This window comes from Vibrio sp. 1CM8B (genome assembly GCF_023161685.1).
Taxonomy (GTDB): Bacteria; Pseudomonadota; Gammaproteobacteria; order Enterobacterales; family Vibrionaceae; genus Vibrio; species Vibrio coralliirubri.
This window is the reverse complement of record NZ_JALNTU010000002.1, coordinates 224,019-237,812: the sequence shown is the minus strand read 5'-3', so window position 1 is coordinate 237,812 and position 13,794 is coordinate 224,019. Positions and strand designations below refer to the sequence as shown.

The 13,794-nt window shown below is 46.0% G+C and carries 12 protein-coding genes; 9 read left to right on the top strand and 3 right to left on the bottom strand.

Annotation, left to right across the window (positions count from 1 at the left end):
- From lpxA to MSG36_RS04810, 9 genes are all read left to right on the top strand, one after another.
- Complete coding sequence (lpxA, locus tag MSG36_RS04850) at positions 1 to 789, top strand: acyl-ACP--UDP-N-acetylglucosamine O-acyltransferase (RefSeq protein WP_048606664.1); 789 nt, start codon at positions 1 to 3, stop codon at positions 787 to 789.
- Positions 790 to 918: 129 nt separating this feature from the next.
- On the top strand, positions 919 to 2,115 hold the full coding sequence (gene lpxB / locus MSG36_RS04845) for a lipid-A-disaccharide synthase (protein WP_061038729.1): 1,197 nt from the start codon (positions 919 to 921) through the stop codon (positions 2,113 to 2,115).
- 33 nt (positions 2,116 to 2,148) lie between these two features.
- Positions 2,149 to 2,769 (top strand): ribonuclease HII, encoded by a 621-nt coding sequence (gene rnhB, locus MSG36_RS04840; protein ID WP_048606660.1) that lies wholly within the window; start codon positions 2,149 to 2,151, stop codon positions 2,767 to 2,769.
- A 112-nt stretch (positions 2,770 to 2,881) separates the two neighbouring features.
- Entirely contained in the window at positions 2,882 to 6,361 is a 3,480-nt protein-coding gene (dnaE, locus tag MSG36_RS04835; protein ID WP_248366548.1) for a DNA polymerase III subunit alpha, read from the top strand.
- A 45-nt stretch (positions 6,362 to 6,406) separates the two neighbouring features.
- Entirely contained in the window at positions 6,407 to 7,366 is a 960-nt protein-coding gene (accA, locus tag MSG36_RS04830; RefSeq protein ID WP_008224015.1) for an acetyl-CoA carboxylase carboxyl transferase subunit alpha, read from the top strand.
- Between the two features lie 124 nt (positions 7,367 to 7,490).
- The gene (gene tilS / locus MSG36_RS04825) at positions 7,491 to 8,825 is read left to right on the top strand and encodes a tRNA lysidine(34) synthetase TilS (RefSeq protein ID WP_248366546.1); all 1,335 of its coding nucleotides are present in this window, start codon (positions 7,491 to 7,493) and stop codon (positions 8,823 to 8,825) included.
- 46 nt (positions 8,826 to 8,871) lie between these two features.
- Positions 8,872 to 9,195, top strand: coding sequence for a cytochrome c (locus MSG36_RS04820; RefSeq protein WP_170791809.1), 324 nt, complete (start codon positions 8,872 to 8,874; stop codon positions 9,193 to 9,195).
- Between the two features lie 130 nt (positions 9,196 to 9,325).
- Entirely contained in the window at positions 9,326 to 9,664 is a 339-nt protein-coding gene (gene glnB / locus MSG36_RS04815; protein WP_017063373.1) for a nitrogen regulatory protein P-II, read from the top strand.
- A 61-nt stretch (positions 9,665 to 9,725) separates the two neighbouring features.
- A complete protein-coding gene (locus tag MSG36_RS04810) occupies positions 9,726 to 10,568 on the top strand; it encodes an endonuclease/exonuclease/phosphatase family protein (protein ID WP_048612211.1) in 843 nt (280 codons plus the stop codon).
- 106 nt (positions 10,569 to 10,674) lie between these two features.
- Here the strand turns inward: MSG36_RS04810 and MSG36_RS04805 are convergent, their stop codons facing one another.
- From MSG36_RS04805 to gloB, 3 genes are all read right to left on the bottom strand, one after another.
- Positions 10,675 to 11,361, bottom strand: coding sequence for a YIP1 family protein (locus tag MSG36_RS04805; protein ID WP_017060727.1), 687 nt, complete (start codon positions 11,359 to 11,361; stop codon positions 10,675 to 10,677).
- Positions 11,358 to 12,932, bottom strand: coding sequence for a LysM peptidoglycan-binding domain-containing protein (locus tag MSG36_RS04800; RefSeq protein ID WP_048606648.1), 1,575 nt, complete (start codon positions 12,930 to 12,932; stop codon positions 11,358 to 11,360). The genes MSG36_RS04805 and MSG36_RS04800 overlap by 4 nt, the downstream gene beginning before the upstream one ends.
- Positions 12,933 to 13,002: 70 nt before the next feature.
- Positions 13,003 to 13,761, bottom strand: coding sequence for a hydroxyacylglutathione hydrolase (gene gloB / locus MSG36_RS04795; RefSeq protein ID WP_017060725.1), 759 nt, complete (start codon positions 13,759 to 13,761; stop codon positions 13,003 to 13,005).
- Positions 13,762 to 13,794 lie beyond the last annotated feature (33 nt).

Genomic DNA, 13,794 nt, shown 5'->3' with positions numbered 1-13,794 from the left:
ATGATTCATGAAACAGCGAAAATTCACCCGGCAGCAGTAATCGAAGGTGATGTAACTATCGGTGCTAACGTGACGGTTGGGCCTTTCACTTACATTGCTGGTAACGTGACAATCGGTGACGACACTGAAGTGATGTCGCACGTTGTGATCAAAGGTCACACAACCATAGGCAAAGAAAACCGCATATTCCCACACGCTGTTATTGGTGAAGAAAACCAAGACAAGAAATACGGCGGTGAAGAGACGACAGTTGTGATCGGTGATCGCAACGTGATCCGTGAAGCGGTTCAAATCCATCGTGGTACGGTTCAAGATAAAGCAACCACCGTGATTGGTGATGACAACTTACTTTGTGTTAATGCTCACGTAGCGCACGATGTTATTGTTGGTAACCACACTCACATTGGTAACAACGCTATTCTTGGCGGTCACGTAACGGTTGGCGACTACGCTGGTGTAATGGCACTTTCAGCGATTCACCCGTTCTGTTCGATTGGTGCTTACGCTTACATTGGTGGCTGTTCTGCAGTTGTTCAAGATGTACTGCCGTACGTGCTTGCACAGGGTAACCACGCGGCTCCATTCGGTCTTAACCTAGTAGGTTTGAAGCGTAACGGATTTGAGAAACCTGAAATTCGTGCACTACAGAAGGCGTACAAAGAGTTATACCGTTCAGGTAAAACACTTGAAGAAGCGAAAGCGGCTTTAGTTGAAATGGCAAAAGAGTTTACTTCGGTAGCGCCTATGCTTGAAATGCTAGAGAACTCTGAGCGCGGTATTATTCGTTAATACTCGATGTGGTTATGTACCAATCAATGTGAGTATGACAATAATTACTTCATCAGAATGGTATAACAAAAAGATCGCTACTCGTTAGGCGGTCTTTTTTGTTTTAGGTAACAAGGGAATTGAAAAACTATGGCACAGCAAGAAGCAGCAACCAATAGCTCGGACTTCGTTTCGAATGAACCATTGCGCGTAGGCATTGTTGTCGGCGAACTGTCTGGCGATACGCTTGGTGAAGGCTTTATCAAAGCGATCAAATCACAATACCCGAATGCTGAGTTCGTTGGCATTGGCGGGCCGAAAATGAAAGCCCTGGGTTGTGAGTCTCTTTTCGAGATGGAAGAGCTGGCCGTTATGGGCTTAGTTGAAGTGCTTGGCCGTTTACCTCGCTTGTTAAAATTAAAAGCGGAGCTGGTTAAGTATTTCACTCAAAATCCACCCGATGTCTTTGTCGGTATCGACGCGCCCGATTTCAACCTAAGGCTTGAGTTAGATCTTAAGAACGCTGGCATCAAAACGGTGCATTACGTGAGCCCTTCAGTGTGGGCTTGGCGTCCAAAGCGTATCTTTAAAATCGACAAAGCAACCGACTTAGTATTGGCTTTCTTGCCGTTCGAAAAAGCGTTCTACGATAAATATAACGTTGCCTGTGAGTTTGTTGGTCACACGTTGGCAGACGCGATTCCTTTAGAGCCTAGTAAACAAGATGCTCGAGAGCTGTTAGGTCTTGATCAAGACAAGCAGTGGTTAGCCGTATTACCGGGTAGTCGTGGTGGTGAGATGGGTTTGATTGCTCAGCCATTTATCGAAACTTGCCAACGTATCAAGCAGAAGTATCCGGATATCAATTTTGTTGTTGCGCTCGTTAACGAGCAACGTAAAAAGCAGTTTACTGATATCTGGCAATCGACCGCACCTGAGCTTGAATTCACGTTAGTCGAAGATACGGCAACCAACGTGATTACCGCCGCTGATTCTGTGCTCTTGGCTTCAGGTACCGTGGCTCTTGAATGTATGTTGCTTAAACGCCCTATGGTGGTTGGTTACAAAGTAAATAAGCTGACGGGTTACATTGTTAAGAAGTTGGCGATCACTGAGTTTGTGTCACTGCCGAACATTTTGGCCGGTGAAGAGATCGTGAAAGAGCATATTCTTGAAGAGTGCCACCCAGACTTTTTGTTCCCGTCTGTCGATAAGATGCTATCAACCGATAATAGTGCCTTGATCGAACGCTTTACCGAGATGCATCACTGGATCCGTAAAGACGCAGACAAACAAGCCGCTAACGCAGTATTGAAATTGATTGACCGACCTTTTGTTGAAGCATAAAGCGCTTACTTACAGAACATTAAGAGATTAGTTATGGCAGTAAAAGAGAAAAAAGAGCTTCCTCCATTTGAATACCCGCAAGGCTACCAGCTGTTTGCTGGCGTGGATGAAGTAGGACGTGGCCCTTTGGTTGGCGACGTGGTGACTGCTGCGGTTATCCTCGATCCAAACAACCCAATCGAAGGCTTGAACGACTCAAAGAAATTATCTGAGAAAAAGCGTCTTGCGCTGCTTCCAGAAATCAAAGAGAAAGCTTTAGCGTGGTCTGTCGGTCGTTGTTCTCCACAAGAAATTGATGAGTTGAATATTCTGCAAGCGACGATGGTAGCTATGCAGCGAGCTATCGCAGGTTTGAGCGTTCAACCTGATATGGCGTTGATAGATGGAAACCGTGTCCCAGAACTGCCGATGGACGGTCTTGCGATTGTGAAGGGGGACTTGCGAGTGGCTGAAATCAGTGCGGCGTCTATTATCGCTAAAGTCGTTCGTGACCAAGAGATGGAAGAGCTTGATAAACTTCATCCAGAGTTTGGTTTTGCTAAGCATAAAGGTTACCCGACCAAAGCGCATTTCGAAGCGATTGAAAAACATGGTGTAACCGAGCATTACCGCAAGAGCTTTAAGCCAGTAAAACGTATTCTTGGCATAGACTAGAGCTTTAGTTTACTAGAGCTTGGCATCGAATAAAGTTGCTAACTTGTATTAGAAAAAAATAGAATACACACAGTTGTAATCCTAGGCTCAAACCTAGAACTCAGGAAAAATAATGTCAGATCCAAAATTTGTTCACCTACGCGTACACAGTGACTTTTCGATGGTGGATGGCCTATCCAAGGTGCCACCATTAGTTAAAAAAGTCGCTGAAATGGGTATGCCTGCTCTAGCATTGACCGACTTTACCAACCTGTGTGGTTTGGTGAAGTTTTACGGTACTGCCCATGGGTGTGGGGTTAAACCTATTATTGGTGCTGACTTCTTGATGCAGTCTCCGGAATTCGGTGACGAGTTGACCAAGCTCACCGTTATCGCAACGGACAATAAAGGTTATAACAACCTAACGCTACTTATCTCGAAAGCTTACCTTCGTGGTCATGTTCAACATCAGCCTGTAATTGATAAAGAGTGGCTAATTGAGAATGCAGAGGGCCTAATCATTCTATCGGGCGCCAAAGAAGGTGAGATTGGTAAGGCGTTACTGAAAGGTAACCGTGATTTGGTTGCAAGCAGCGTCGAGTTTTACAAAACGTACTTCGCCGACCGTTTTTACTTGGAACTGATTCGTACCGGACGACCAGATGAAGAGTCATACTTACACTTTGCGTTAGAGCTTGCTGAACAAGAAGACTTGCCTGTTGTCGCAACCAACGAAGTGGTTTTCCTAACTGAAGACCTGTTTGATGCTCATGAAATCCGCGTGGCGATCCATGATGGTTTCACTATGGTCGATCCTCGTCGCCCTAAGAACTACAGCGCGCAGCAATACTTACGTAGTGAAGAAGAGATGTGTGAGCTGTTCTCAGACATTCCAGAAGCGCTAGAGAACAGTGTTGAGATTGCCAAGCGTTGTAACGTGACCGTTCGTTTGGGTGAATACTTCCTGCCTAACTTCCCTACGGAAGGTTTGGCGATTGAAGACTTCCTGATCAAGAAATCTGAAGAAGGTCTTGAACGACGTTTGGCGTTCCTGTTCCCTGACGAAAAAGTTCGTGCTGAGCGCAGGCCTGAATACGATGAGCGACTCAAGATCGAGCTCGAAGTTGTCAACAACATGGGTTTCCCAGGTTACTTCTTGATCGTAATGGAGTTCATCCAGTGGTCAAAAGACAACGATGTGCCCGTAGGTCCAGGGCGTGGTTCTGGTGCTGGTTCTTTGGTGGCTTACGCGCTTGATATCACCGACCTTGATCCACTTGAATACGACCTCCTTTTCGAACGTTTCTTGAACCCAGAACGTGTCTCCATGCCCGATTTCGATATCGACTTCTGTATGGATAAGCGTGACCAAGTTATTGATCACGTGGCTGAAATGTACGGTCGTGATGCCGTTTCTCAGATCATCACCTTTGGTACCATGGCGGCAAAAGCGGTAATCCGCGATGTAGGCCGTGTACTGGGTCACCCGTTTGGTTTCGTCGATCGAATTTCAAAGCTTGTGCCGCCAGATCCGGGTATGACGCTAGAGAAAGCATTCCTTGCTGAACCTGCATTGCCAGAGCTTTACGATGGCGATGAAGAAGTTCGTGAGCTGATTGATAAGTGTCGCATCCTTGAAGGTTGTACGCGAAATGCCGGTAAACACGCGGGTGGTGTTGTTATCTCACCCACCACGATCACCGATTTTGCGCCAATCTATGCCGATGCAGAAGGTAACTTCCCAGTAACGCAATTCGATAAGAATGACGTTGAAACCGCCGGTTTGGTTAAGTTCGACTTCTTGGGTCTACGTACTCTGACCATCATCGATTGGGCGTTAGGCCTTGTAAACCCTCGCCTGAATAAAGAAGGCAAAGAGCCGGTTCGTATCGAGTCGATTCCTCTTGATGACCAAGCGTCGTTTAACCTATTACAAAATTCTGAAACCACCGCGGTATTCCAGCTGGAATCGCGTGGTATGAAAGACCTGATCAAACGTCTACAACCGGACTGTTTTGAAGATATTATCGCATTGGTAGCCCTGTTCCGTCCGGGTCCTCTGCAATCAGGCATGGTAGATAACTTTATCGACCGTAAACACGGCCGTGAAGCGGTTTCTTACCCTGATGAAACGTGGCAACACGAATCGCTGAAAGAGACGCTAGAACCTACGTACGGCATCATCCTGTATCAAGAGCAGGTAATGCAAATCGCACAGATCCTTGCTGGCTATACGCTTGGTGGAGCGGATATGTTGCGTCGTGCGATGGGTAAGAAAAAACCAGAAGAGATGGCAAAGCAGCGTGGTACCTTTAAAGAGGGTGCTGAAGCCAATGGTGTTGATGGCGAGCTGGCCATGAAGATCTTTGACTTGGTAGAGAAATTTGCGGGCTACGGCTTTAACAAATCTCACTCCGCAGCATACGCACTGGTTTCTTATCAAACGCTATGGCTGAAAACGCACTACCCAGCGGAATTTATGGCTGCGGTAATGACGGCAGATATGGATAACACCGAGAAGGTTATCGGCCTTGTTGATGAATGTTTCCGTATGAAGCTCAAGCTTTTACCACCAGATATCAACTCGGGTCTCTATCGCTTTAACGTCGATGAAGATGGCGCGATTGTTTATGGCATCGGTGCGATCAAAGGGGTCGGTGAAGGCCCTATTGAAGCGATCATTGAAGCGCGAAATAAAGGCGGTTACTTTAAAGACTTATTCGACTTCTGTGCGCGTCTTGATCTAAAGAAGGTTAATAAACGTGTTATCGAAAAGTTGATTCTATCCGGAGCCTTAGATAGATTAGGTCCTCACCGAGCGGCGATGATGGCATCTTTGAAAGATGCGGTGAAGGCGGCGAGCCAACATCACCATGCTGAGTCTTTTGGTCAATCTGATATGTTTGGTGTGTTGACCGATGCTCCGGAAGAGGTTGAGCACAAGTATACCCAAGTGCCTAAATGGCCTGAGAAGGTTTGGCTTGAAGGTGAACGTGAAACGCTTGGCTTGTATTTAACGGGTCACCCGGTTAACGCTTACATCAAAGAGTTAGCGAAATACACCAGCTGTCGTTTGAAAGATGCTACGCCAACGCGTCGTGACCAATCATTAACGATTGCTGGCTTGGTGATTGCGGCGAGAGTGATGACGACTAAGCGCGGTACGCGAATCGGTTTGATGACACTTGATGACCGATCGGGCCGAATGGAAGTGATGTTGTTCTCGGATGCGCTCGATCGCTACGCAGAATTGCTCGAAAAAGACAAAATTGTGGTCGTTTCCGGACAGGTCAGCTTTGATGATTTCAATGGCGGGCTTAAAATGTCCGCGCGCGAGGTCATGGACTTAGGAAGCGCCCGTGAGAAATATGCTCGTGGGGTGTCGATATCTATCGACCAATCCCAAATTAACGGTCAATTTTTTGAACGCTTTAGTCAAATCTTAGAACCTTATAGAGCCGGAACGGTCCCAGTCAATGTATACTACCAGCGTGCCGACGCTAGAGCGCGGTTAACATTGGGCACAGAATGGCGTGTGACGCCAAGTGATACATTGCTAGACGAATTAAAACAGCTGCTTGGAAATAGCCAAGTAGAACTCGAATTTAACTAAAATTTAGCTTCGCGAATGCGGAGCTGAATCAACAAGGATTCATAGATGAGCCTGAACTTTCTAGAATTTGAAAAGCCTATCGCTGAACTTGAAGCAAAAATCGAAGCGCTACGTGACGTTTCGCGTCACGGTGGTGACACAGCGGTAGATCTAGACAAAGAAATCGAACAACTAGAGAAAAAAAGCTTAGAGCTTAAACAGAAAATCTTTAGTGACTTAGGTGCATGGCAGGTAGCTCAACTTGCTCGTCACCCTCAACGTCCTTACACCAAAGATTACCTGGAGCATGCATTCACAGAGTTTGAAGAAATGGCGGGCGATCGCGCTTACGCTGACGACAAAGCTATTGTGGGTGGTATGGCTCGTCTAAATGGCCGTCCTGTTATGGTTATTGGTCACCAGAAAGGTCGTGAGACTAAAGAGAAAGTGATCCGTAACTTTGGTATGCCAAAGCCAGAAGGTTACCGTAAGGCACTACGTCTAATGGAAACCGCTGAGCGTTTCAACATGCCTATCATCACTTTCATCGACACAGCGGGTGCATACCCAGGTGTTGGTGCTGAAGAGCGTGGTCAATCTGAAGCTATCGCTAAAAACCTAAAAGTGATGGCTGGCCTTTCAGTTCCTGTTATCTGTAACGTTGTGGGTGAAGGCGGTTCTGGTGGTGCACTAGCGATTGGTGTTGGTGACTACGTGAACATGCTTCAGTACTCTACGTACTCAGTAATCTCTCCAGAAGGTTGTGCTTCAATCCTATGGCGCGATTCAGATAAAGCACCACAAGCTGCTGAAGCGATGGGCCTGATTGCTCCTCGTCTTAAAGAGCTTGAGCTTATCGACGAAATCATTCCTGAGCCTCTAGGTGGCGCGCACCGCGACCCTGTACAAACGGCTCAGAACATGAAAGACATGTTAGTTAAACAACTAGAAGAGCTAGAGCAGTTTGATAACGAAACGCTGCTTGAGCGTCGTTACCAGCGTCTAATGAGCTACGGCTACTGCTGATAACTTGCCTTAGCGATAAGGCTAGCTATACGAACAAATGATGAAAGGGTTGGACTCAGTGCCAACCCTTTTTTATTATTAAAACATTATCCCTCCACACGCGATCTCTTGGTTTATTAGCCTAATGACACACTTAATTGATACCTTCACATCTGTACTTGATCACAGCGCGCTTAAGCCTTGTCGGTTGCTCGTCGCTTTCAGTGGTGGTGTCGATTCACGAGTTTTGTTGGAGTTGGCTGCCCAATTCGCTAAGTCCCATCACATCGAGTGCTGCGCGGTACATGTTCATCATGGCTTAAGCACCAATGCTGATCACTGGGCAGAGCAGTGCCAAACATGGTGTGATGCTTTGTCGATATCCTTGTTCATTGAACGAGTTTCGCTAGATATCAATAGTGGAGAAAGCGTTGAAAAACTGGCTCGAGACGCGCGATACCAAGCCTTTAAAAAGCATATTAGACAAGGCGATGTATTAGTTACAGGTCAACACATTGATGACCAAGTCGAGACTTTTTTGTTAGCGTTGAAGCGTGGCAGTGGTCCGAAAGGGCTCTCTTCAATGGCGAAAATGATGCCGTTTGCTAATGCTCATATCGTTCGCCCACTGCTGTCGGTGACGAGAACGGATATTGAAGGGGCGGCGCGCGATATGGCTTTAACTTGGGTAGAAGATGAGAGTAATCAAGACGTTCGCTTTGACCGCAATTTTATTCGTCATCAAGTCACTCCGACACTGACCGAGCGTTGGCCTAGTTTCCGAGAGTCGGTCAGTCGCAGCGCTCAGCTATGTGCAGAGCAAGAGTTACTGTTGGATGAGTTGTTAGAATCTCACTTACAGCAAGCTTTAACTGAGAAGCACAGCTTAAGTATTGAGGTATTATCTCAGCACTCTGATTTACTGCGTGCACGCCTATTAAGAATGTGGCTGAGCCGCTGTAATCAACCGATGCCGAGCCAAAAACAGCTCAAACTTATATGGGATGAGGTGGCATGCGCTCAGGCGGACGCTAATCCTAAGCTGGTGTTGAATGAGGTTGAAGTTAGACGTTTTGATCATCAGCTCTATGTCGTCAAAGAGACCAAAGACTTGTCGAACTGGCAAAGCGATATCTCGATGGAAGAGAGCTTAGTTCTGCCTGATGGTTTAGGGGAACTACACTTAACTTCAGCGGCGAGTGATGGTGTATCTAACCACCGTGATGCGCAACATTTTAGTCTCAACACAGCGAGCAGAACATTGCGAGTGATCTTTAACCCTGAGGGATTGTCAGCACACCCTGTTGGGCGCGGTCATAGCAGGAAGCTGAAGAAGTTGTTTCAAGAGTACCAAGTACCCAGTTGGTTACGACGCAGAACACCGATATTAATGGATGGCGATCAAGTGATCGCTGTTTTAGGCTTATTCGTAGATAAAAACTACGAAGGTCAAGATTGTGAAGCGCTTTGGAGCAAGTAGAAAAAGTTTGTGTCACAATTCGACGTCACTTTAATAAAAATAATTAATGGAATATGCAATGAAGAAAATTACACTAGGATTAGTTCTTGGATTTGGACTATTGAGTGGTAACGCACTGGCGGCTGATGTTGCTGCGGGTCAAGCTAAAGCAGCAATCTGTGCGGCATGTCATGGTGCAGACGGTATCGCAGTGATCCCTGGCTATCCAAACCTTAAAGGTCAAAACGAGCAATACATCGCTTCATCAATTAAGGCCTATAAGAACGGCCAGCGCACCGGCGGTTTGGCCGCTGTAATGCAGGCTCAAGCTTCAATGCTGAGTGATGAAGACATCGCGAATCTAGCCGCTTACTACGCAAGCCTTAAGTAAAACCTTCTCAAAGCGCTGATTAAACAAGATGATAAATTTCGAGCCAGAGCTTTAAAGCTCTGGCTTTTTTCATTGAATGTTTACTATAGCTAACCGATAATGAGCCATTCGCACAGTTTAAGGGATGAACATGAAAAAGATTGAAGCCATTATCAAGCCATTCAAACTTGATGATGTACGTGAAGCACTTGCAGAAGTGGGTATTACGGGTATGACAGTATCTGAAGTTAAAGGCTTTGGACGTCAAAAAGGTCATACTGAGCTATACCGCGGCGCAGAGTACATGGTCGACTTTTTACCTAAAGTGAAACTAGAAATCGTTGTGACCGACGAAGTGGCTGACCAATGTGTTGATACCATCATCGAGACGGCTCAAACAGGTAAAATTGGTGACGGTAAGATCTTCATTACTGAAGTTGAACGTGTGGTACGTATTCGTACTGGCGAAGAAGACGAAGACGCCGTATAAAAAAACTATTACCCTAAAAGGAGCGTTTATCGCTCCTTTTTCATTTCTGGTAGGGTGCTGTATGTTTAAGAAAACCATCATTGTTATCACGTTATTGATAACGCTTGCTGTCGTTAGTTTTCATTTTATCTTCGTGATCCCGAATAAACCCAACCTGATCACTTCCTCTCAAAGTACCAGTAACGACATCTACAGTTGCTACCAAAACTCTGCACCGAAAGCGATTGATGTGTCTGATGGCTTAGACATTACGGTGTGGAATATCTACAAGCAAAACCGAAATAATTGGCAGAGTGAGTTAAATAAGCTTTCGGCAGGTAGCGATTTAGTCTTGCTGCAAGAAGCGAGTATGACAGAAGGACTTCGCCAATGGGTAACGAGCGGCCAGTGGGGAAGTACTCGTGTGAATGCGTTTGAGGCCTTTGAGCAAAGTGCAGGGGTACTCAACCTAGCAACTCATTTGCCGATTGAAGCTTGTGCTTATACTCATGAAGAACCTTGGCTTCAATTGCCTAAATCCGCGCTTTGGTCGCGTTACCAACTAAGCAATGGCGAAGAGTTGGCTGTGATTAATATCCACGCTGTGAACTTTACCTTTGGTACGGAAGATTATGAAGCTCAGCTCAAGAGCTTAACTGACAATCTGCAAAAGTATCGTGGGCCGGTTATTTTTGCTGGGGATTTTAATAGCTGGAGTGAAGCTCGCTTTGCTGTATTGAAAGATGCGTTGGAGAAGGTTGGTTTGACGGAAGTTGCCTTTGAGCCAGATAACAGAACTCAGTTCATTACAGGACTGGTACTCGACCACGTATTCTATCGAGGGCTAGAGGTAGAAAAAGCAAAAGCGCCTATTACGGACGCTTCTGATCATAACCCTATGCGAGTGACCTTTAAGGCTAAATAGTGATTAGCTATTAGTCATTGGAGCTTAACCATTCGCACGGTGGTTACCTTGGGAAATCTAACGGAACAATAAGCTAGAGAGTTTTCGCTAGCCTTATTTCTTCAACTTAAAAGATTAAAATGTAGAGCGCCCAGATTAGGTAGTAGCCAACCCATGGTAAGCCTGAAATCACAAGTGCTTGCCCGCGTTCAAACTCAGTCCACGTTAATACAGCAGCATAACCTAGCACGATGTACCATGGCAGAAGCAGTGGTAATGAGCTAGCAAACTGCGACCAATCATTGGTTAACGGTAACTTGATCAAGCCATTTAAGCTGTTCAAGTCGGCAGCGTAGTTCATCACATGTCCATGCTTGAGTATCAGGCTTGCGTAGCTTGCTACATCACCTAAAACAGCTGGGAATATAACAACCGATGCCGCTGCAAACCATCGCCAAAAGCTGTGCTGATGTTGGCTTGGCTTGGTTGCTAGGTTAAACCAGAATGCCAATAGAACGATGGTTAATGTTCGGCCAAATACGTCGCTGATGATTTCACTTGCGAGTAAGGTATTGCTGTCAAGTAACGCTAATTGGTCAGGGTTCGTTTGAGCCAGTTGCTGCGAGAGCTCTGCACTTAACCATGCAAAATCTACATTCGAAAAATAAGCACCCCAAAATAAAAATGGGCTGAGCATTAATACGACGTAGGGTTGCCATCCCCAAGCACTTCGCTGATAAAGCGCTAAGAAACAAGCTGTTGGCGAACGGAATATATCCAACAGCATGACGAGTGGGTTACTTGACGGGTTCATACACTTACCTTAGTTACATCAACATACAGCTTCAGTTTTTGTCCTGGCTGTAAGTATTTCTTGTTCTGCAAAGTGTTCCATTTTACAACATCTGCACTTTTTACTTTGAACTTTGATGCAATACCGCTGACTGTGTCACCTGATCTCACGTTATAAAATATCGTACGGATGATGGCGCCGTCTGAACCATTCTTCCAAATGACCAGTTCTTGACCAACTCTAAGCGTGTCGCGTGGTCCCATGCCATTCCACTTAGCCAGTGATTGGTGAGAGACCTTATTTGCGCGTGCAATCGTCCATAGGCTGTCACCACTTCTTACAGTATGGCTGAGCTTATATTGACCACGACTCTTCGACTGTGTGCTTGCTAGGCGATTTGAGGCGCTTAGGGCGTATGTCTTGTCGTCTTTGGTGGATGTTGGGATAAGTAAGTGCTGGCCGATACGAATATTGTTGTTGCTCAAACCGTTTGCAGAGCGGATCACTTTGCTGGTGGTGTTATATTTGCTTGCCAGTACGCTAATGCTGTCACCAGATTGAACCTTGTAACGCACCAACTTCATGCCTTTGCCTTTATTGGCAGCGACTTCTTTGTTGAATTTCTCAACTGAGTCTAAAGGAAGTAATAGTTGTTGGTGTTTCTCTGGCGCTGTCGCCCATTGGTTGTAAGCCGGGTTATAGCCTTGAAGCTCTTTTACTGGAATGCCTGCGTAGTTCGCAGCAATGGCTAAATCAAGCTGTTCTTCAGGGTTAACCAGAGTCAGCACTGGCTTGTTCGGGATCGCCGGAATATCGATGCCATACTTTTCTTGGTTGGCAATGACATCAGCTAGCGCAAGCAGTTTAGGTACATAGCTGCTGGTCTCTTTTGGTAAGTCCAAAGAGAAAAAGTCGATTGGCTTGCCCAGTTTCTTGTTCTTGCGGATTGCACTGTTTACTCGACCACCACCACTGTTATAGGCAGCAATCGCATGGTTCCAGTCGCCATCGAAACGTCGGTTAAGATCTGAGAGGAAGTCCAATGCGGCGTCGGTAGAGGCGGCAACATCGCGGCGGCCGTCATACCAAAAGTTCTGTTCAAGACCGTAGTCTTTGCCTGTGCCTGAAATGAACTGCCATAGACCTGCAGCACTGCCATGAGAATAGGCAAACGCATCGAAAGAGCTTTCTACAACGGGCAATAGTGCTAGTTCTAGTGGTAAGCCTTTTTCTTCAATCTTAGTGGTGATCAAATATAGGAAAGGTTCAGCACGCTTTGATACGGTTTTTAGATGACTCGGGTGCTTGAGATACCAAGTTCGGTAGTAGTCGACCTTCTTTTGGTCTGGCACTTCCATTTCAAGTTGCATCGCAATGCGTTTCCATACATCTTCTTGTGTTTGTGGAGTAACGACAGGTGCTTCAACTTTTTGATCTTCTTTGGCTGTTGCTTCTGATGAAACGTTCGCTTGAGAAACTTCTTTAGTAGGAGATGTGTTGGTTTGCTCGGAAGCTTGGTCTGGATTCTCTGACTGAGTTAATTGGCAACCAGAAAGTAGTAATACCAAAGCCCAGCTGTACTTAACTCGCATGTTACAGCCTTTTTAATTAACGGCCGATGATAATACTTGCCACCCCCTATGAGTGACAAGTCTGTATTTGTTAAAATTCGTTCTTCCACGCACGTAAAGCGGTGAATACCGATAAAGGATCGGTCTGCTCGGTGCGATTAGACACTGATTTCACTACACTTGGCTCGGTATAGCGCAGGAAGGGGTTCACAAACTTCTCTTGTCTCAAATTTGTGGGGATGGTCGACTTATTTTGAGCGCGAAGTCGGTTCACTTGGTCTCGATATTGCTGCAAATGTTGGTTATCAGGCTCAACTGCTAATGCGAAAGCGATATTGGCTGCAGTGTACTCATGTGCACAATAAACTTCGGTTTCTTGAGGCAGCGCCGTGATCTTATTCAGTGCATCGAACATCTGTTGTGGTGTGCCTTCCATGATTCGGCCACAACCCGCAGAGAACAGCACATCGCCACAAAACAGTTTGGCATCACCCACATAACCAATATGACCCGCTGTGTGGCCACTGAGCCCTAGGACGAGAAATACTTCGCCAAACAGTTCTAATTGATCACCATCATCGACCGGATGAGTTAAGGTAGGGATAGGTTCATTCCTTGGACCCACGACATCCACGCCGGGAAATTGTCTAACGAGTTCTGGAACGCCACCAATGTGATCGTGGTGGTGGTGTGTAATCAAGATTGCATCTAAAGTTAGCTCATGGTGTGCCAAGTACTCTAATACTGGAGCCGCATCACCAGGGTCGACGACAGCACAACGGCGATCGCTATTTTGAATCAGCCAGATGTAATTGTCGTTAAATGCAGGTATGCTTTTGATATGTAACATTATTGGTTCTCCAGTCACTTTTAGTGCGACAGA